This is a genomic window from Pseudomonas oryzae (assembly GCF_900104805.1).
GTDB lineage: Bacteria > Pseudomonadota > Gammaproteobacteria > Pseudomonadales > Pseudomonadaceae > Geopseudomonas > Geopseudomonas oryzae.
This window is the reverse complement of sequence record NZ_LT629751.1, coordinates 2,234,959-2,254,014: the sequence shown is the minus strand read 5'-3', so window position 1 is coordinate 2,254,014 and position 19,056 is coordinate 2,234,959. Positions and strand designations below refer to the sequence as shown.

The window sequence follows — 19,056 nt, the reverse complement described above, 5'->3', positions numbered from 1 at the left end:
TAAGTCAACGGACCCAACTGCACCGTGAGGGGTGGACGGGAGCGTTGTCGAACTCAGCAAAGGGACAGAAGAATGGCCATTACAAAAATTACGCCAGAGTTTGACGCTGACGACGAAGTACTGCTTCTGGAGCCAGGCGTCATTCCGGAATTGCTCGAGTCCGATGGACCGGACACTGAAGAAGGCAGTGGCGAGGTTTTGAAGGGGGCGGTGAAGTCGGGAGCTGGTCGGCAGCACAAGTTCGTCGACTACAACCGTGCGCTGGATGCCACCCAGCTTTATCTCAATGAAATCGGCTTCTCTCCGTTGCTCAGCCCGGAAGAGGAGGTCCACTTCGCGCGCATGGCCCGTCGCGGTGAGGCTGCCGGGCGCAAGCGGATGATCGAAAGCAACCTGCGCCTGGTGGTGAAGATCGCTCGCCGCTATGTCAATCGCGGGTTGACCCTGCTCGACCTGATCGAGGAGGGCAACCTCGGTCTGATCCGCGCCGTCGAGAAGTTCGACCCCGAGCGCGGCTTCCGTTTCTCTACCTATGCGACCTGGTGGATCCGCCAGACCATCGAGCGGGCGATCATGAACCAGACGCGCACCATCCGTCTGCCGATCCATGTCGTCAAGGAACTCAACGTCTATCTGCGCGCCGCGCGCGAGCTGACCCAGAAGCTCGACCATGAGCCGACGGCCGAAGAGGTCGCCCTGCTGCTCGAGAAGCCGGTCACCGAGGTAAAGCGGATGCTCGGCTTGAATGAGCGCGTGACGTCGGTCGATGTGGCCCTCGGACCCGATTCGGACAAGACACTGCTCGATACCCTGACCGACGACCATCCGACCGATCCCTGCGAACTGCTGCAGGACGAGGATCTCGGCCAGAGCATCGACATGTGGCTCTCCGATCTCACCGAAAAGCAGCGGGAGGTGGTGATCCGTCGCTTCGGCCTGCGTGGCCATGAAAGCAGCACGCTGGAGGAAGTAGGGCGGGAGATCGGTTTGACCCGCGAACGCGTGCGGCAGATCCAGGTCGAGGCGCTCAAGCGCCTGCGCGAGATCCTGGAGAGCAATGGCCTGTCGAGTGACGCGCTGTTTCAGTGAGGTCGCCGGTGAGGTAGGGAGCAACCCCGTATAGCAAGCGCGGCGGATCAGGCTGCCCAGGCATGGAATGCAGTTCCCCGCAAATACCCCGACTCGTTCGGGGTTTTGCTTTTCTGGGGGAGGAGCTGGGGGACGGGGCGATATCTGCCGGCAAGGTGTCTTTGGCCGTGGGCTGCATCTCCGGGGACGCGTCCGTTGCAGATATGAACATGCGGAGGTGATTGCTGTTCAGCTGGGTTGACACATTCGGGGCGTTTGGCTGGTGTTCATGTAGGCTTGGGCTTACAGGGCGTGTAAGTCGGAGGCGAAAAGCGGCGGCGGATTATACCCATTCATAGTCTATGTCTATTTTTAAGTGTATGTTTTTAAAGGGATTTTGTGTTTGTTGAGGCGGCTGCTCAGCTGGCTGGTGGCGGTCTGTGGCTGCTTGCAGGTAACGTGGGGTGAAGTATCATCAACTTGCGCTCACGGATGATCGCAGCCGGCATGGAAGCCGGTTAGGACACTGCAGGATGCGGTTCACCAGGACGGTGATGAGGGATAAAGAATAGGCGGGGAAACCCGCCTTTCTTTATTTCCACAACCCATTCCGCGCTTCCCGCCAAGTCGCCCTTTCCATCACGCTGCAACTTTGTGCCGGCGTCCCCTATCTTCAGCACTCCTTCACCACCGGTCGGTGCGGATCGGTAATCCATTCGCTCCACGAGCCGGCATACAGGCGCGCCAGGGGATACCCTGCCAGGCACAGAGCGAACAGGTTGTGGCAGGCTGTCACGCCGGATCCGCAGTAGGCGACGATGTGCTGCGGTGGACGATTGCCGATCAGCCGGGCAAAGCGCTGCTGCAGGCGTGCAGCCGGCAGGAAGCGGCCGTCGTCGCCCAGGTTGTCGATGAAGGGCGCGCAGTGCGCTCCCGGTATGTGGCCCGCTACCGGGTCGATCGGCTCGATCTCGCCACGAAAGCGCGGCAGGCCGCGGGCATCCAGCAGGGTCAGCTGCGGATCCGCCAGGCGCTGCATCAGCTCCGCCGCCTCGGCGACCAGCCCGTCGTTCGGGGTTCCCCGGAAGTTGCCCGCGATCGGCTCCGGCGCCTCCTGCTGCAATGGCAGTCCAGCGGACTGCCAGGCATTTAGCCCGCCATCCAGCAGGTAGATGCCCTCGTGCTTGCCCAGCCATATCAGCAGCCACCAGGCCCGCGCTGCAAAGGCCCCGGGGCCATCGTCGTACAGCACGATCCGGCTGTCGTCGTTCACACCCCACTCGCGTAGTCGCTGTGCCAGATCCGCCGCGCTCGGCAGTGGGTGGCGCCCGGTCTGGCCCGGAATTACCGGCGCGGACAGGTCGCGCTCGAGATCGGCAAAACGGGCGCCGGGCAGGTGGCCGGCAACATAGGCGCGGTTGCCATAAGCGGTGTCTTCCAGGGCGAAGCGGCAATCGAGGATGACCAGGTCGGGCTGGTCGAGGAGCTGGGCCAGGTCATGCGGGCTGATCAGGTTGGCGAGCGACATCTGAAGCGACTCCGGGCGTAGAGTTGAGACGGGCATCCGGCCCGCGAACCGACACAGCTTAACCTGTGCCGAACCTGCTGCGCAGGGCGCAGGTGCGCGCGATGACGCGCTGTGTCGCGGTATACTGTGCGCTTTTACAGGAGATCCCCGTGCCCGCTATCGATATCCGCTGGATACTGGACGACGCGACCCTGGCGGCTTGCTGCCGCGAGTGGCGGACCAGGCCGTTCGTCGCCCTGGATACCGAATTCATGCGGGTCGATACCTTCTACCCGATTGCGGCTCTGGTTCAGGTCGGCGACGGCGAGTCGGTGTGGCTGATCGATCCGCTGCGCATTCGGGACTGGGCGCCGTTCGCGGCCCTGCTGGAGGACCGGGGCGTGGTCAAGGTGCTGCACTCCTGCAGCGAGGATCTGGAAGTATTCCGTCGCCTGACCGGCAGCCTGCCGCAGCCGCTGTACGATACCCAGATGGCGGCCGGTTATCTCAACATCGGCTTTTCGATGGGCTACTCCCGGCTGGTCAAGGAGCTGCTCGGCATCGAGCTGCCGAAGGACGAAACCCGTTCCGACTGGCTGGTGCGCCCGCTCAGCGATATGCAGGTGCGCTACGCGGCTGAAGATGTGCAGCATCTGTGCGAGGTATACCGCGAGCTGGAGGCTCGGCTGGGCGAGGAGAAGCGCGCCTGGTTGCTGGAGGATGGCGCGGAGCTGGTGGCTGCCCAGGGCGTCGAGGTCGATCCGCAGGAGGCCTGGCGCGAGGTCAAGCTGGCCTGGCGGCTCAATCCCCAGCAACTGGCCGTGCTGCGTGCGCTCTGTGCCTGGCGCGAGGAGCAGGCCCGCCGGCGCGACCAGCCGCGCAACCGCATCCTGCGGGAACGCTCGCTGTGGCCGCTGGCACGCACCCAGCCGCGAGACGCCGCGAGCCTTGCGCGCATCGAGGACATGCATCCGCGTACCGTGCGTCAGGATGGCGAAATCATCCTGCGCCTGATCGCCGAGGCCGCGGCCCTGCCCGCCGAGCAGTGGCCGCAGCAGCTTGCCGAGCCGCTGCCGCTCGAGGTATCGCCGCTGCTGAAGAAGCTGCGTGCGGTGGGGCAGCGCGAAGCCGAGCGCCTGCAGATCGTCCCCGAGCTGATGCTGCGCAAGAAGGTGCTCGAGGCCCTGTTGAAAACCGGCTACCCCGACGGCCCCTACGTCCTTCCGGATTCCCTGCGTGGCTGGCGCCGTACCCTGATGGGACAGGCCCTGCTCGACACCCTGGCTTGAGGTCAACGATGAAACGTATCTGCTCCATCTACAAGAGTCCGCGCAAGCGCGAGATGTATCTCTACGTCGACAAGCGCGAGGCGCTGGGGCGTGTGCCGGAAGGCCTGCTCAGCGCCTTCGGCGCGCCGCAGCACGTGTTCGACATGCTGCTCACCCCCGAACGCAAGCTGGCCCGCGAGGATGCCGCCAAGGTGCTGGAGAACATCGAGACGCAGGGCTATCACCTGCAGATGCCGCCGCCCGAGGAGGAGTACATCGAGCATCTGCCCGAGGAACTGCTGCGGCGCAACGACCCGGTCTGAGGCTGGCCGACTGCCTGCGCGCCGCCGGCGCGAGGCGGGTTGCCGGCAGGCAAGCTGACTGGAATCAAAGCGCCGCGTGTTTTCCTGCTTATGCTCGAGGCTCCTGGTTGGGATCAAGAGGGGTTGCGGATGAACACTTACGGCAGATTCGTGCGCTCGTTGCTGGCGGGCGGGCTGGTGGTAGGGCTGGTGGCTTGTGCGCAGCAGCCGCCGGCGCCATCGGCGCCGGGTACCGCGGCGGCAGGTGACTGGCAGCAGCGCTGCGGACTCATGCAGCAGCAATGCCTGGCCATGGGCGCGGCAAACACCCCGGAAGAGCGCCAGAAGCTGATGGAGCAGCACTGGCAGCTGATGCAGGAAAACCACATGGCCATGGGCACCTGCCCGATGGGCATGATGGGGGCTGGCATGGGGCCGGGGATGATGCACGACCAGGGCATGGGGCCTGGGATGGGCACGATGGGGCCGGGTATGGGGCCGATGGCTGGCTCGCTCACGGCCGAGCAACTGGATCAGCGCATCCTGCATGTCGAGGCGATGCTCAAGCAACTGAAGGAACAGCGTGCCCGAATGGGCAAGTAAGCTGGCGGCGGCGGATCAGTACCACTGATCCGCCGCGCCTTGGTGAGGCACCAGCCGGTCGCCTCCACACTTGGCCCCATGCGGACCTGCGGCTAGACTGCCGCCCCCTGTCCGGAGACCCGCCATGGCCGCCAAAACCGAACCCTTCTGGATCCGCAAGACACTCGACCAGCTCGATCGCGAGGAGTGGGAGTCGCTCTGCGATGGCTGTGGCCTGTGCTGCCTGCAGAAGCTCGAGGACGATGAGGACGGTAGCGTCTATTACACGCGCATCGCCTGCAAACTCCTCGATCTGCAGACCTGCCGCTGCAGCAACTATGCCGAGCGCAAGCGTCATGTTCCCGACTGTGTCCAGCTCACCCCGGAGCAGGCCGACCAGTTCCGCTGGCTGCCGCCGACCTGCGCCTACCGGCTGGTCGCCGAGCGCAAGGATCTGCTGCCCTGGCACCATCTGGTCTGTGGTGACCCGCAGGCGGTGCATGAGGCACGCATTTCCCAGGCCGGACGCATGCTCAGCGAAACCAGCGTCGCCGAGGACGATTGGGAGGACCATCTGATTTTTCGTGCCGGTTGAACCTGCCTGGGTGCGCGGAATCAAATTTCCCGGCATAAGGAGATTCTGAGATGTTGCAAGGTTTGAAAGCCTGCTGGGCAGTGCTGCTCTTCGCTCTGGCGGCGCCGCTGGCGGCGGCGCAGCGGGTCGATCTGGACTATCAGGTGCGCTTTCTGCCGGACCGCGACCAGGCCGAGGTCAGCCTGACCCTGGAGCAGGGCGAGGCGGTCAGGTTCTTCGACTTCCTCCTCGGGGACGAGGGCGCCTACAGCGACTTCAAGGCCGAGGGCGAGTGGCAGCAGGACGCTCCCGGGCGTGGCGTCTGGCGGCCACAGGCCGGCAAGGCGCGGTTGAGCTATCGGGTGAAGATCAGTCATGCGCGTGACAATGGTCGCTTCGATGCGCGCATGACTCCGGACTGGGCGCTCCTGCGCGGCGATGATCTGGTGCCGTCTGCCCGGGTCAGTCTGGACGATGGGGTCGTGCTGGTCAGCCGCCTGCAGTTCGAGTTGCCCGAAGGCTGGAAGAGCGTCGAAACCGGCTGGCCGCGTATCGGCAAGAACCGTTTCCGCATCGACAATCCCGAGCGGCTGTTCGACCGCCCCACCGGCTGGATCCTCGCCGGCAAGCTGGGCGTGCGGCGCACCACCCTGGGCAAGACCGAAGTGGCGGTGGCTGCGCCGGTGGGCGAGCGACTGCGGCGGATGGACATCCTCACCCTGCTGACCTTCGTCTGGCCGCATGCACAGGCGGTGTTTCCGCGCGAGCCCGGGAAGCTGCTGATCGTCGGGGCTGGCGAGCCGATGTGGCGTGGCGGACTGTCCGCGGGAAATTCGCTGTTCATGCACAGCGACCGGCCGCTGGTCAGCGAGAACGGCACCAGTTCACTGGTGCACGAGCTGGTCCACGTGTTCAGTCGAATCAGTGACACCGATCGCAGCGACTGGATCACCGAAGGGTTGGCCGAGTACTACGCCATCGAGCTGATGCGGCGTGCCGGCGGCCTGAGTGAGGAGCGCTACGAGAAGATCCGCGAACAGCTCGCCCGCTGGAGCCGCAAGGTCACCAGCCTGCGTGGCGAACGGGCTTCGGGTGCCGTGACGGCGCGGGCCGTGCTGCTGTTGCAGGACCTGGATGCCGAGATCCGCAAGGCTTCTGCAGGCGAGCGCTCGCTGGACGATGTGACTCGCGGACTGATGCGCCTGAAGAAGGCCAGCACCGAGGATTTCGTGCAGATCAGCGAGAATGTCCTGGCCGGCCCGTCGACCGTGCTGGATACCCGCCTGCTTCGCTGAACGTCTGTTTGTTGAGCATTTCAAACAGGCTCTGTGCTCCGGCACAGGGCCTTTTTTGTGTTTGCGCACAAAATTTGTGCGATTAATCGAACGGTTTTGTGCGGCCGTGTTTCTGTTTGTGTGAAATTTCGTTCGTGTGTGTAGGAATTTCGCACGGCCATGTCACTGCCGGTAACAGGCGGGTGCGCCCGCTGCATGGTTTTATGTAGCTGTTTTTGGTGGTTTTTCCATGTTCATGGGGCGGCAGTGCGCAGTTTGGCCGTCTCTTGGGGTGTAATGAATTTTTTTACAGCCATGTTTGGGATGTGGAACGCTTCGTGCATTTAATTTGACGTTCGATTAATGCAACGCCTATCGGTAGAGGTAACCAAAAACAATGAGCGTCCCATCTTCCCAAACCAGCTTTGCCCGCGTGCTAGGGCGCAAAGAGGTCCTGGCCCTGTCGTTCGGTGCGATGATCGGCTGGGGCTGGATCGTCCTGACCGGCAGCTGGATCCAGTCCGCCGGCAGTCTGGGCTCGATCCTCGCCTTCCTCCTCGGCGGTCTGGCCATCGTGCTGATCGGCCTGACCTACGCCGAGCTGGCGGCTGCCATGCCGCAGTCGGGCGGCGAACACGTCTACAGCTACCGTGCGCTCGGCCACTTCGCGTCCTTCGTGTGTACCTGGGCCATCGTGCTGGGCTACGTCTCGGTGGTGGCTTTCGAGGCGGTGGCCCTGCCGACCGTGATCGACAACCTGATCCCGGGGTATCAGGTGGGCTACCTGTGGACCGTGGCCGGCTGGGATGTGATGGCGTCGTGGGTGGCGGTCGGCATGCTCGGCTCGATCATGATGACGGCGGTCAACTATTTCGGGGTGCAGACCGCGTCGCTGATCCAGAAGGTGGTGACCGTGCTGATCCTCGCCGTCGGCGTGATGTTCATCACCGGGGCACTGTTCGAGGGTGAGACCGGCAACATGGACCCGCTGCTGGTCAGCGGCAGTGCCGGGATCATCACCGTGCTGATGATGGTGCCGTTCATGTTCGTCGGTTTCGACGTGATCCCGCAGGCGGCCGAGGAGGTCAACCTGCCACCGCGCGAGATCGGCAAGATGCTGATCTTCTCGGTGCTGATGGCCGTGGCGTTCTACTCGCTGATCATCCTCGGTGTCAGCCTGGCGATTCCGGCCAGTGCCATCAGCGCCGACGTGCTGACCGTGCCGCAGGCCATGCAGTCCATCTATGGTGCCCCCTGGGCGGCCAAGCTGATGATCCTCGCCGGTGTCGCCGGTATCGTCACCAGCTGGAACGCCTTCTACATCGGCGGCAGCCGGGCCATCTACGCGCTGGCGCACGCCGGCATGCTGCCGGCCTTCCTGGCCAAGCTGCATCCGCGCTACAAGACGCCGACCAACGCCATCCTGCTGATCGGCATGCTCAGCACCGCCGCGCCGCTGCTGGGACGCAAGGCGCTGGTGTGGTTCGTCGACGCCGGCAGCCTGGCCATCGTCATCGCCTACCTGTTCGTCGCCCTGTCCTTCGTGGTGCTGCGCGTGCGCGAGCCGAACATGCCGCGCCCGTTCAAGGTGCGTTCCGGCATGCTGATCGGTGTGGTCGCGGTTCTGCTCAGCCTGGTCATGGCGGCCATGTACATGCCGTTCAGTCCGTCGGCGCTGGTGCCGGTGGAGTGGGCGCTGTTCGTCGCCTGGATGGGTATCGGCCTGGGGCTGTATGTCTATTCGCGGCGCCGCTATGGTGTCGCGCACAGCGCCGAGGTCATGGCGCGCGAGCTGTCCTGATCGCTATCGGGTCGAGCCGGGAAGAGGGCGCCTGCGGGCGCCCTTTTTCGTTCCTGCGGCATGAAGAGGCCGCTGTGGCGCACTGTCATCCGCTTGCCATCGACCGGTCATCCTCCGGTCATGGAGTTGCGGCAACGTGCCTGCCCAGCATAATCGCCAACAGGAGTTGTCATGTCCCTTCTCAAGCCGCTGTCCCTCGCCGTTCTGGCTGCTGCCCTCACCGCCTGCGCCGCCCCGGTGCCGGTCGCCAAGCAGGAGCCGCTCAACAATGAGGACTGGTATCAGGTGCGCACCGATACCCAGGTGTTCGTCTTCGACGACTATCAGGTGTTCAAGGATTTCCTCGCCACCGGCAAGGCTCCGCTCATGCGCACCCTCGAGGAGAAGGATCCGGCAGGGCAGGAGCTGATTCTCGCCCTGCGCGCCGAGGACGCAGGCAAGCCGCTGGAGAAGATCTCCGCCTATCGCTTCCTCAAGGTCGCCCAGCCGCCGGCTGCGCCGTTTTATGGCGAGGTGCGTCAGGAGGGCAAGATCTTCGTGTTCAAGCGCTACGGCGACATGCTGGACACCCTCAAGCTGGGTGAGCCGATCTTCCGCTACACCGACATCGGCGGCGGTCCGGAGGGAATGACGGTGATCTACGGTCTGCAGAAGGAGGAGGGCCGTCCGGAGGCGACCATCCAGCAGTTCCGCAAGAACCACATGATGTGATCGTCCGGCCGCTCGCGGCGTGGCGCGCCGGAAGGCGCGCCAGTCCCGCGATGGTGCTTGCTCAGGCCAGGCCCAGCACCTTGAGCAGGAAGGCGTACTCCAGCGCCGCGTCCTTGAGTGCCTGATAGCGGCCGCTCATGCCGCCGTGGCCGGCATCGAACTCGGTCTTCAGCAGCAGCAGGCGGTCGTCGGTCTTGCTTGCCCGCAGCCTGGCCACCCACTTGGCTGCCTCCCAGTACTGCACACGGCTGTCGTGATAGCCGGCCACGGCGAGGATCGCCGGATAGGCCTGGGCGGTCACGTTCTCATAGGGGGCGTAGGCCCGGATCCGCGCATACACCTCCGGCTCGCCCGGATCGCCCCACTCGTCGTATTCGGTCACCGTCAGCGGCAGCTCGGGATTCTGCATGGTATTGAGGATGTCGACGAAGGGCACCTCGGCGATGGCGGCGGCGAACAGTTCGGGGCGCTGGTTGAGTACCGCGCCGATCAACAGGCCACCGGCGCTGCCGCCGCTGATCGCCAGCTGTCCGGGCGTGGTATGGCCGTCGGCGATCAACTGTTCGGCGCAGGCGATGAAGTCGCCGAAGGTGTTCTGCTTGTGCGCGAGCTTGCCCGCCTGATACCAGGCCTCGCCCAGCTCGCCGCCGCCGCGCACGTGGGCGATGGCGAACAGGAAGCCGCGTTCCAGCAGGGACAGCCGGGCGTGGGAGAACCACGGATCGAGGCTCTCGCCATAGGCGCCGTATCCATACAGGTACAGCGGCGCCGGGCGACCGCTAGCGAGCACCTCGCGCCGGCCGACCAGGCTGAGCGGCACCCGGGTGCCGTCGGGGGCGGTGGCCCAGATGCGCCGGCTCTCGTAGGCGTCGGCGTCGAACGGGCCTTCCACCGGGGTCTGCTTGAGCACCGTCTGCGCGCCCGTGGCCAGCTCCAGCTGGCGGATCTGCGCCGGACGGTTGAGCGCCTCGTAGCGCAGGCGGATCACCGGGCTGTCGAACTCCAGGTGGTCGTAGACGTGCAGGCTGTAGGCCGCGTCCGGCAGCTGCACCCGGTAGGGCGCCGCGCCGCGTGGCAGTACCTCGATCACCGGCAGGCCGTTGTCGCGCAGGCCGAGGGTGAGGGCGCCGGCGTTCAGGCTGACCTCCTCGAGCATCAGCTCGCTGCGGTGGGCCACCAGCTCCTGCCAGTGCGCGCGGGTCGGCGTGCTTTCCTCGGCGCGGTAGAGGGCGAAGTTGATGCCGCTCTGGTTGCTGCGGATCACCCAGCACCACTGGTCGTCGACCTGGCCGTGGTCGGGATAGTACTCGTGACCCTCCTCGCGCGGAGCCAGGCAGTGGAACTCGCCGTGCGGTTGCTCGGCGTCGAGCACCCAGGCCTCACTGGTGGTCTTGCTGGCCAGCAGCAGGATCAGCTGGCGCTCGGAGCTCGCGCGGTGACAGCCGAGGAAGAAGCGTCCGTCGCGCTCCTCGAACACCAGCTCGGCGCCGTCCTCGCCGAGACGGTGGCGGTACAGCTTGTGGGGGCGGTGGGTGTCGTCCAGCTCGCCGAAGAACAGCGTGCGGCTGTCGTTGGCCCAGGTCATGCTGCCGTCGCAGTCGGCGAAGGGCAGGGCGGTGATGTCGCCGCTGGCGAGATCCTTGACGTACAGCTGGTAGATCTCGTCGCCCTGGGTATCCAGACTGTAGGCCAGGCGGCTGTGGTCCGGGCTGATGCTGAAGGCGCCGATCGCCAGGTAGCCGTCGCCGGCGAGGGCGTTGGGGTCGAGCAGCAGCTGCTCGGCGCTTGCATCGACGACCAGCGAGCCGTCGCTCGGGCGCGGGCAGCGGTAGTGGCGTGGGTACTCCTCGCCGGCCGTGGTGCGCTGGTAGTACAGCCAGGGTCCCCAGGGGGTGGGCAGCGACAGGTCGGTCTCGCGGATGCGCGCGCGGATTTCCTCGAACAGTTGCTCGCGCAGCTCGGTCTGGGGCGCCAGTTGCGCCTCCAGCCAGGCGTTTTCGGCGTGCAGGTAATCGAGCACCTCGGCGCTGTCGCGCTGCTCCAGCCAGGCGTAGGGATCGGCACCGTCCTGGCGACGGGCAATGGGCGGGGTGGTGGGCATCGGCTGACCTTGTGCGCGGCTTCGGGGAAAAGCCGCTATCATAAGCGCCCTCATTCTGCCGTTGCCATGCACCGATGACCGAACAAGATTACCTCCTCGCCTGGTCCGCCTATGCCGTTGCCGCGCTCGGCTGTCTGCTGGTCGGTTGGCGCATCTCTGGCTGCCTGTGGCGCTGGCTGCGTGAGCCGCTGCGCGTGGTGATCGCCGTGCTGCTGTTCACCCCGACCCTGGTCGACCCGACGCGCGACCTGTATGCCCCGGCGATAGCCATCACCGCACTCGATCTGCTGTTCAAGGTCGGCAGCAATGTCTGGCGCGCGGTGACCGATCTGGCCACCTTCGGCATGGTCGCGTTCGTCCTGTATTTTCTGTTCGTCGCCCTGCGTTGGCCGCTGGAGCGCCGGCTCAGGCAGCGCCGGGCGCTGGCCGATGCCGAGCGCGAGCCGACCATGAGTGAATTGCTGGAGAACCGGGTGCTCGGCGACGGGCGTATCGAGCCGCGGGCCTGAAGCGGTCGTCCGCGAGGAGTCGTCATGTGCGAATTGCTGGGCATGAGTGCCAATGTTCCGACCGACATCGTCTTCAGCTTCACCGGTCTGATGCAGCGTGGCGGCCGCACCGGCCCGCACCGCGACGGCTGGGGGATCGCCTTCTACGAGGGGCGTGGCCTGCGCCTGTTCCAGGATCCGCAGGCGAGCAGCGAGTCCGAGGTGGCGCGGCTGGTCCAGCGCTATCCGATCAAGAGCGAAGTGGTGATCGGCCATATCCGCCAGGCCAATGTCGGCCGCGTCGGATTGGCCAATACCCACCCGTTCGTGCGTGAGCTGTGGGGGCGCAACTGGTGCTTCGCCCACAACGGCCAGCTCGCCGGTTTCGCCCCGGCGCCGGGCTTCTATCGCCCGGTGGGCGATACCGACAGCGAGGCGGCCTTCTGCGACCTGCTCAATCGTGTGCGTCTGGCCTTTCCGGAGCCGGTGGAGGTCGAGCAACTGCTGCCGACCCTGGTGGCGGCCTGCGGCGAATATCGTCGGCTCGGCGTGTTCAACGCCCTGCTCAGCGACGGCGACTGGTTGTTCAGCTTCTGCTCGAGCAAGCTGGCGCATATCACCCGGCGCGCGCCCTTCGGACCGGCGCAGCTCAAGGATGCCGACGTGGTGGTGGACTTCCAGGCGGAAACCACACCGGATGACGTGGTGACGGTGATCGCCACCGAACCGCTGACCGCCAATGAGGCGTGGAGTCGCTACCAGGCGGGGGAGTGGAAGCTGTGGCGCAGCGGCGAATTGCTGGCGCGCGGTCGGCTGGCCGATTGAACGTGAACGTTCATATGGTGCGGAAATAAAAAACCCGGCTCGCGAGCCGGGTTTTTACATTCAGATCAGCGATCAGCCGATGACCTGGATGTTGGAGGCTTGCTTGCCCTTCGGACCAGTGGTCACTTCGAAGGACACTTTCTGGTTCTCGGCCAGGGTCTTGAAGCCCTGAACGCGAATTTCCGAGAAGTGGGCGAACAGGTCGTCACCACCATCGTCCGGCTTGATGAAACCGAAGCCTTTGGTGTCGTTGAACCACTTAACAGTGCCAGTTGCCATTTCGTGCAATTCCTTGGTGTTGATTTGTTGCTGGACCGAAGTCCATGGGTGTGGAATCAAGACATCGAGAATGACGGACTGACGTACTGATTCAGTGCGTTTACAGCTGACGTATTCCGCCTTGACCAACGACTTCACTTTGCCCGTTCCTCTTCGGCATGGCAAACAATTTTTTGTCGAGTCCGGAAAAATTCATTTGCGCTCATGGCCGCCATTTCCGGCGCCTTGCGAAGCGACTTCGGCGGGCGGGAACGAGCCGGCTTGCGCTGGCACCGGCAGGCCGATGGATGCTGACGTTTGGGGGCGGGACAGCCAGTCGCGTGGCTGCGGGGGAAGTGCCGGCGTCCGCCGCCGGCACTCCCGGATTTACTGCTGCAACTCCTGCTCGCCGAACAGGCCGTCGAACAGCATGCTCGACAGGTAGCGCTCGCCGGAGTCGGGGAGGATCACCACGATGGTCTTGCCCTGCATCGCCGGCTCCTGGGCGATGCGCACCGCGGCGGCCATGGCGGCGCCGCAGGAGATGCCGCAGAGGATGCCTTCCTCGCGCATCAGGCGCAGGGCCATTTCCTTGGCCTCGTCGTCATTGACCGTCTCCACACGGTCGACCAGCGACAGGTCGAGGTTCTTCGGCACGAAGCCGGCACCGATGCCCTGGATCTTGTGCGGGCTGGGCTTGACCTCCTGGCCGGCCAGGGTCTGGCTGATCACAGGCGAGCCGGCCGGCTCCACCGCCACCGAGAGGATCGGCTTGCCCATGGTGTTCTTGATGTAGCGCGACACGCCGGTGATGGTGCCGCCGGTGCCGACGCCGGCGACCAGCACGTCGATGGCTCCGTCGGTGTCGTTCCAGATTTCCGGGCCGGTGGTCTGCTCGTGGATCGCCGGGTTGGCCGGGTTCTCGAACTGCTGCAGCAGCAGGTACTGCTGCGGATCGGAGGCGGCGAGCTCGCCGGCCTTGTCGATGGCGCCCTTCATGCCCTTGGCCGGCTCGGTGAGCACCAGTTCGGCGCCGAGCGCCTTGAGCACCTTGCGCCGCTCCAGGCTCATCGAAGCCGGCATGGTCAGGATCAGCTTGTAGCCCTTGGCCGCAGCGACGAAGGCGAGGCCGATGCCGGTATTGCCGGAGGTAGGCTCGACGATGGTCATGCCCGGCTTGAGTCGGCCGCTCTGTTCGGCGTCCCATATCATGCTGGCGCCGATCCGGCACTTGACCGAGTAGGCCGGGTTGCGGCCCTCGTTCTTGGCCAGGATGGTCACGCCCTGCGGGCCGAGACGGTTGATGCGGATCAGCGGCGTGTTGCCGATGGCTTGGGCGTTGTCTGCGTAGATGCGGCTCATGTCGGGCCTTCTCCTCCGATGAAAAGCTGAACCGCGACAGCCTATGCCGTCGGCGTGGGAGCGTCCAGCACCGGCGATTCCGCCGGCTCGGGTGCCGCGCTATAGTCGGACATCTGTCGCCGGCAGGGCCGGCTCCGCCAGTTCGTCCAAGGATTGCTTCCGATGAAGTTCGAGGGTACCGCTTCCTACGTCGCCACCGACGATCTCAAGCTCGCGGTCAACGCCGCCATCACCCTGCAGCGCCCGCTGCTGGTCAAGGGCGAGCCGGGCACCGGCAAGACCCTGCTCGCCGAGCAGCTGGCCGAGGCGCTGGGCACCCGGCTGATCACCTGGCACATCAAGTCGACCACCAAGGCCCACCAGGGCCTCTACGAGTACGACGCGGTCAGCCGCCTGCGCGACTCGCAGCTGGGCGTCGACAAGGTTCACGACGTGCGCAACTACATCCGCAAGGGCAAGCTGTGGGAGGCCTTCGAGGCCGGCGAGCGGGTGGTGCTGCTGATCGACGAGATCGACAAGGCCGACATCGAGTTCCCCAACGACCTGCTGCAGGAACTCGACCGCATGGAGTTCTTCGTCTACGAGACCGGCGAAACCATCAGGGCGGCGCAGCGGCCGATCATCATCATCACTTCCAACAACGAGAAGGAGCTGCCCGACGCCTTCCTGCGCCGCTGCTTCTTCCACTACATCGCCTTCCCCGACCGCGCCACCCTGCAGCGCATCGTCGACGTGCACTTCCCGGGCATCCGCCAGGAGCTGGTGCAGGAGGCGCTGGAGATCTTCTTCGACATCCGCAAGGTGCCGGGGCTGAAGAAGAAGCCGTCCACCTCCGAGCTGGTCGACTGGCTCAAGCTGCTGATGGCCGACCAGATCGGCGAGGCGGTGCTGCGCGAGCGCGACCCGAGCAAGGCCATCCCGCCGCTGGCCGGCGCGCTGGTGAAGAACGAACAGGACGTGATGCTGCTCGAGCGGCTGGCGTTCATGAGTCGACGCGCCGGGCGCTGAGGGCGCATTCGCACATTCGTACCGTGCCAGGCGCGGCCGCCATCCCAGGATAGGGAGCATCTATCTCATGAAGCTTGGCAATTTCAGCAACCGGGTCACCTTCCTGGTGGTCGGCCTGCTTTCCCTGGCCTGCGTCAGCATCATGCTGACCGCGCTGCTGGCCATCGAGCGTCGCAATACCGTCGGCGCCCAGCACCATGCCAGCGATGCTCTCAACGAGCTGCAACTGGGCTCCCAGGCACTGACCCTGGCCGCGCTGAGTTATGTGGTGAGCGGCGAGGAGCGATACCAGCAGGCCTTCATCACCGAGCGGGACAGGCTGCGCTCGCGGGACAAGGCAGCCGAACGATTCTTCGCCCTGGCGCTGGACGACCGGCAGAAAGCGCTGATGCTGGAGGCCATGCGCAGCGCGGATGACCTGCTCGCCCTGGAGCTGGGCGCGCTCGCCTTCGTCAATGCCGGGGATCGCCAGCAGGCGATCGGGCTGCTGTTCGGCGCCGACCATCGGGCGGCGAAGGAGGCGCTCCAGGACCCCCTGCGGCAGCTGGACGTACTGGTCCACGCGGGCTACGAGGCCAGGATCGAGGCGCTCGACTACCGGGTTAACCTGGCCGTGGGGCTGACCCAGGTGCTGATGCTGCTGAGTCTGCTGCTGGTCGCGCTGGTGCTGCGCCGTTTCTACCATCGCCGCGTCCTGCAGCCGCTGACTGCACTGACCGGCAAGACCCGCGCGTTGCTGGCCGGCCGGCGTGATCTCAGTTATCCGCATGCCGACGAGCCGTCGGAAATCGGCGATCTCAGCCGTGCCTTGCGCAGCTTCCAGAACACCCTGGTCGAGCTGGATGCCCAGCGTGTACAGAGCAGCCAGGCCGAAGCCTGGTATCGGCAGATCATCGAGTTCTCCCCGGACGGCATGCTCATCGTCGATACCGACGGACGGATCCTGATCGCCAATCCCAAGGCCCACGAGCTGTTCGGCCATCAGCCCGGTACGCTGATCGGCACCTGCGTCGACGCTCTGGTGCCGGAGAATGTGCGCCTGCAGCATGCGCAGATGCGGGCGCGCTTCATGGGCGAGGATGGCAGCCGGCCTATGGGCAGCATGCGTGGCGACTTCCGCGGGGTGGACCGCAGCGGCCGCGAGTTCCCGGTCGAGCTCGGCCTGACCCGCTTGCCGCCGCTGCCCGGGCGCAAGCCCTGTGCCTGCGCGACCCTGCGCGACCTTAGTCAGCGCAAGCAGTTCGAGCAGGCCATCGCCGACCAGCTGGAGTTCCAGCGCGTGCTGCTCGACACCCTGCCTTATCCGGTGTTCTTCAAGGACGTCGAGGGGCGCTACCTGGGCTTCAATCAGGCCTTCGTCGACGTCTTCCGGATCGACCGCGAGGCGCTGATCGGCAAGTCCGTGCAGGATTTCTTCAAGTTGCCGGCCTCAGATCGTCTGTTCTTTCAGCAGGCCAACGAGCGCATCCTGCGCGAGGGCGGGGTCTTTTCGGCGGAGGTTTATCTGCCGCTGGCCGATCAGTGCATGCATCCGCTGATCTACAACCTGGCCAGCTACCGAAGCAGCGATGGCCAGGTAGCCGGGCTGGTCGGCTCGCTGATCGACATCTCGGCGCAGAAGGAGGCCGAGCAGGCCCAGGCGCGAGCCAAGGAGCTGGCGGAGGAGGCGACCCGGCTCAAGTCCGACTTTCTCGCCAACATGAGCCACGAAATCCGCACGCCGATGAACGTGGTCATCGGCATGGCCCACCTGGCCCTGGACAGCGATCCGCCGCCGCGCCAGCGCGGCTATCTGGAGAAGATCCATGTGGCGGCGCAGAACCTGCTGGGCATCATCAACGACATCCTCGACTTCTCCAAGATCGAAGCCGGCAAGATGCATTTCGAGGAGGTCGAGTTCTTCCTCGAGGATGTGCTCGGCAGCCTCACCGATCAGGCGATGGTCAAGGCCCAGGAGAAGGGCCTGGAGCTGCTGTTCGACATCGGTACCGATGTGCCCACCGGACTGCTGGGCGACCCCATGCGCCTCGGGCAGGTGCTGAGCAACCTGCTGAGCAATGCGATCAAGTTCACCGAGCGCGGCGAAATCACCATCGCCATCCGACGCGAGCAAGCCGACGACAGCGAGGCTGCTTGCTGGTTGCGTTTCGAGGTGCGCGATACCGGTATCGGTCTAAACGAGGAACAGTGCGGCAAGCTGTTCCAAGCCTTCACCCAGGCCGACTCCTCCACCTCGCGCAAGTACGGTGGTACCGGGCTGGGCCTCACCATCTGCAAGCGTCTGGTCGACCTGATGGGCGGCGAGATCGGCGTGCGGTCCCGGCCGGGCCTGGGCAGCACCTTCCACTTCCGCGTGCCGTTCCGCCTGCAGGACATTCAGCGCGAATTGCTGGTCAACGGCGACGACCTGCTCGGCATGCCCGTCCTGGTGGTCGACGACAATGCCAGCGCCCGGGAAATCTTCCAGGGCATGCTACGGGCGCTGAAGTTCGAGGTGGCCACGGCGGGCGATGCCAGGGACGCCATCGCGCAACTGGAGCAGGCCCATCTCGCCGGGCGACCGTTCCGGCTGGTGATCATGGACTGGATGATGCCGGGGATGGACGGCGTGCAGGCGATCCGCACCATCCGCAACGACAGCCGGATCGGCGCCACGCCGCTGTTCGTCATGGTCACGGCCTACAGCCGCGACGAGCTGCTCGCCCGGCTCGGCAATAATCGGGTCGAGGGGGTGCTGGTCAAGCCGGTTACCCCCTCGACGCTGCTTGACAGCATCCTCAACGCCTTCGGCAAGGAAAGCACGGCGCGCCCGCGCAAGCTGGAGCTGCATGCCGAGTATCGCGAGGCGCAGAAGGCCCTGCGCGGGGCGTCGTTGCTGCTGGTGGAGGACAACCTGGTCAACCAGGAGCTGGCCACGGAGATCCTCAGCCGCGCCGGAATTCGCGTGACGGTTGCCGGCAACGGCGCCGAGGCGCTGAGCATGCTTGCCGAGCACAGTTACGATGGCGTGCTGATGGATTGCCAGATGCCGGTGCTGGATGGCTTCGAGGCGACCCGGCGCATTCGCCGGCAGCCGGCCCTGGCCGATCTGCCGGTGCTGGCGATGACGGCCAATGCGATGGCCGGTGACCGGGAGAAATGCCTGGCTGCCGGCATGAACGACCATATCGCCAAGCCCATTGATGTGACCCAGCTGTTCCTCACCCTGCACCGCTGGGTCAAGGTTGGCCAGGCGCAGCAGCAGGCGGCGCCAGTGGCGCCGGTGGAGGACTGCGAATTGCCGGCGGTTGCCGGGTTGCAGCAGGAGGCCGCCCTGCAGCGCCTGGGAGGCAACCGGGCGCTGCTGCGCAAGTTGCTCGAACGTTTCTGCGAAACCCAGGGCGACGCCGCCGTGTGCATCGGCCAGGCCCTGCAGGCCGGCGACCGGGAGTTGGCGCTGCGCGCCGCGCACACCCTCAGGGGGCTGGCGGGCAATATCGGCGCCCAGCTGCTGGCGAGCATTGCCGCCGAGCTGGAGGCGCACTTGCGTCAGCCGGACGCAGTGGACTGCGGGCAGCGCCTGGCCGACCTGCAGTGCGAGCTGCAGGCACAAATCGAGCGCATCGGTGCGGCACTGGCGCGCGCCGCTTCGCCGCTGTCGGCCCCGGCGGCGCCGGCGGCCGAGGTCGATCTTGCCGGGCTCGGCGCAGGCCTGCAGCGCCTGGCGGGTTTGCTGCGCGACGACGACGGGGAGGCCGGCAAGTGTCTCGAGCAGCTGCTCGATCCGCTGGCCGGGCTGGGCCTGCAGGAGACTGCGGCGCAGCTGCAGCGTCTGATCGGTCGCTACGAGTTCGAAGCGGCGCTGGAACTGCTGCAGCGCGATCCGACGCTGGCCCGTGCCTGTGCAGGCGCGTAGTCTTGGATGTACGACACCACATCAGGGAACAG

16 protein-coding genes are annotated in these 19,056 nt (G+C 65.5%); 12 read left to right on the top strand and 4 right to left on the bottom strand.

All coding sequences use genetic code 11. The annotated features are described in order from the left end of the window. Positions 1–72: 72 nt before the first annotated feature. On the top strand, positions 73–1,089 hold the full coding sequence (gene rpoS / locus BLT78_RS09965) for an RNA polymerase sigma factor RpoS (RefSeq protein WP_090348827.1): 1,017 nt from the start codon (positions 73–75) through the stop codon (positions 1,087–1,089). A gap of 652 nt (positions 1,090–1,741) precedes the next feature. Here the strand turns inward: rpoS and BLT78_RS09960 are convergent. Continuing rightward, entirely contained in the window at positions 1,742–2,596 is an 855-nt protein-coding gene (locus BLT78_RS09960; RefSeq protein ID WP_090348826.1) for a sulfurtransferase, read from the bottom strand. A gap of 101 nt (positions 2,597–2,697) precedes the next feature. Between BLT78_RS09960 and rnd the strand changes: the two genes are divergently transcribed. The 7 genes from rnd (at position 2,698) to BLT78_RS09925 (ending at position 9,087) form a co-directional block, all read left to right on the top strand. After that, a complete protein-coding gene (gene rnd / locus BLT78_RS09955) occupies positions 2,698–3,864 on the top strand; it encodes a ribonuclease D (RefSeq protein ID WP_090348825.1) in 1,167 nt (388 codons plus the stop codon). Between the two features lie 8 nt (positions 3,865–3,872). Further along, a complete protein-coding gene (locus BLT78_RS09950) occupies positions 3,873–4,166 on the top strand; it encodes a YcgL domain-containing protein (protein WP_090348824.1) in 294 nt (97 codons plus the stop codon). A 129-nt stretch (positions 4,167–4,295) separates the two neighbouring features. Beyond that, positions 4,296–4,748: a hypothetical protein gene (locus BLT78_RS09945; protein ID WP_090352246.1), complete on the top strand. Its 453-nt coding sequence runs from the start codon at positions 4,296–4,298 to the stop codon at positions 4,746–4,748. A 124-nt stretch (positions 4,749–4,872) separates the two neighbouring features. Next, positions 4,873–5,322, top strand: a complete 450-nt coding sequence (locus tag BLT78_RS09940; RefSeq protein WP_090348823.1) for a YcgN family cysteine cluster protein — start codon at positions 4,873–4,875, stop codon at positions 5,320–5,322. 50 nt (positions 5,323–5,372) lie between these two features. Further along, a complete protein-coding gene (locus tag BLT78_RS09935) occupies positions 5,373–6,596 on the top strand; it encodes a M61 metallopeptidase family protein (RefSeq protein WP_090348822.1) in 1,224 nt (407 codons plus the stop codon). A gap of 412 nt (positions 6,597–7,008) precedes the next feature. Then, positions 7,009–8,376, top strand: a complete 1,368-nt coding sequence (locus tag BLT78_RS09930; protein ID WP_231975767.1) for an APC family permease — start codon at positions 7,009–7,011, stop codon at positions 8,374–8,376. 171 nt (positions 8,377–8,547) lie between these two features. Next, positions 8,548–9,087, top strand: a complete 540-nt coding sequence (locus tag BLT78_RS09925) for a hypothetical protein (protein ID WP_090348820.1) — start codon at positions 8,548–8,550, stop codon at positions 9,085–9,087. 61 nt (positions 9,088–9,148) lie between these two features. Here BLT78_RS09925 and BLT78_RS09920 read toward each other — a convergent pair whose 3' ends face one another. Beyond that, the gene (locus tag BLT78_RS09920; protein ID WP_090348819.1) at positions 9,149–11,188 is read right to left on the bottom strand and encodes a S9 family peptidase; all 2,040 of its coding nucleotides are present in this window, start codon (positions 11,186–11,188) and stop codon (positions 9,149–9,151) included. A gap of 74 nt (positions 11,189–11,262) precedes the next feature. Here BLT78_RS09920 and BLT78_RS09915 point away from each other — a divergent pair, with 74 nt between their 5' ends. Both BLT78_RS09915 and BLT78_RS09910 read left to right on the top strand, forming a co-directional pair. After that, positions 11,263–11,697: an MFS transporter gene (locus BLT78_RS09915; RefSeq protein WP_090348818.1), complete on the top strand. Its 435-nt coding sequence runs from the start codon at positions 11,263–11,265 to the stop codon at positions 11,695–11,697. Positions 11,698–11,721: 24 nt separating this feature from the next. Further along, positions 11,722–12,501 carry a class II glutamine amidotransferase gene (locus BLT78_RS09910; RefSeq protein WP_090348817.1) on the top strand — a complete coding sequence of 260 codons (780 nt, stop codon included), beginning with the start codon at positions 11,722–11,724 and terminating at the stop codon, positions 12,499–12,501. Between the two features lie 72 nt (positions 12,502–12,573). Here the strand turns inward: BLT78_RS09910 and BLT78_RS09905 are convergent, their stop codons facing one another. Then, positions 12,574–12,780 carry a cold-shock protein gene (locus BLT78_RS09905; protein WP_090348816.1) on the bottom strand — a complete coding sequence of 69 codons (207 nt, stop codon included), beginning with the start codon at positions 12,778–12,780 and terminating at the stop codon, positions 12,574–12,576. Between the two features lie 366 nt (positions 12,781–13,146). Next, positions 13,147–14,121 (bottom strand): cysteine synthase A, encoded by a 975-nt coding sequence (cysK, locus tag BLT78_RS09900; protein ID WP_090348815.1) that lies wholly within the window; start codon positions 14,119–14,121, stop codon positions 13,147–13,149. Between the two features lie 162 nt (positions 14,122–14,283). Here cysK and BLT78_RS09895 point away from each other — a divergent pair, with 162 nt between their 5' ends. Both BLT78_RS09895 and BLT78_RS09885 read left to right on the top strand, forming a co-directional pair. Next, positions 14,284–15,129 (top strand): AAA family ATPase, encoded by an 846-nt coding sequence (locus BLT78_RS09895; protein WP_090348814.1) that lies wholly within the window; start codon positions 14,284–14,286, stop codon positions 15,127–15,129. A gap of 67 nt (positions 15,130–15,196) precedes the next feature. Then, positions 15,197–19,024, top strand: a complete 3,828-nt coding sequence (locus BLT78_RS09885) for a PAS domain-containing hybrid sensor histidine kinase/response regulator (RefSeq protein WP_172830780.1) — start codon at positions 15,197–15,199, stop codon at positions 19,022–19,024. The last annotated feature ends 32 nt before the right edge of the window (positions 19,025–19,056 follow it).

Coding starts and splice junctions, on each gene's coding strand:
- rpoS (WP_090348827.1), top strand. CDS start 73: ATGGCCATTACAAAAATTACGCCAGAGTTTGACGCTGACGACGAAGTA.
- BLT78_RS09960 (WP_090348826.1), bottom strand. CDS start 2,596: ATGTCGCTCGCCAACCTGATCAGCCCGCATGACCTGGCCCAGCTCCTC.
- rnd (WP_090348825.1), top strand. CDS start 2,698: ATGACGCGCTGTGTCGCGGTATACTGTGCGCTTTTACAGGAGATCCCC.
- BLT78_RS09950 (WP_090348824.1), top strand. CDS start 3,873: ATGAAACGTATCTGCTCCATCTACAAGAGTCCGCGCAAGCGCGAGATG.
- BLT78_RS09945 (WP_090352246.1), top strand. CDS start 4,296: ATGAACACTTACGGCAGATTCGTGCGCTCGTTGCTGGCGGGCGGGCTG.
- BLT78_RS09940 (WP_090348823.1), top strand. CDS start 4,873: ATGGCCGCCAAAACCGAACCCTTCTGGATCCGCAAGACACTCGACCAG.
- BLT78_RS09935 (WP_090348822.1), top strand. CDS start 5,373: ATGTTGCAAGGTTTGAAAGCCTGCTGGGCAGTGCTGCTCTTCGCTCTG.
- BLT78_RS09925 (WP_090348820.1), top strand. CDS start 8,548: ATGTCCCTTCTCAAGCCGCTGTCCCTCGCCGTTCTGGCTGCTGCCCTC.
- BLT78_RS09920 (WP_090348819.1), bottom strand. CDS start 11,188: ATGCCCACCACCCCGCCCATTGCCCGTCGCCAGGACGGTGCCGATCCC.
- BLT78_RS09915 (WP_090348818.1), top strand. CDS start 11,263: ATGACCGAACAAGATTACCTCCTCGCCTGGTCCGCCTATGCCGTTGCC.
- BLT78_RS09910 (WP_090348817.1), top strand. CDS start 11,722: ATGTGCGAATTGCTGGGCATGAGTGCCAATGTTCCGACCGACATCGTC.
- BLT78_RS09905 (WP_090348816.1), bottom strand. CDS start 12,780: ATGGCAACTGGCACTGTTAAGTGGTTCAACGACACCAAAGGCTTCGGT.
- cysK (WP_090348815.1), bottom strand. CDS start 14,121: ATGAGCCGCATCTACGCAGACAACGCCCAAGCCATCGGCAACACGCCG.
- BLT78_RS09895 (WP_090348814.1), top strand. CDS start 14,284: ATGAAGTTCGAGGGTACCGCTTCCTACGTCGCCACCGACGATCTCAAG.
- BLT78_RS09885 (WP_172830780.1), top strand. CDS start 15,197: ATGAAGCTTGGCAATTTCAGCAACCGGGTCACCTTCCTGGTGGTCGGC.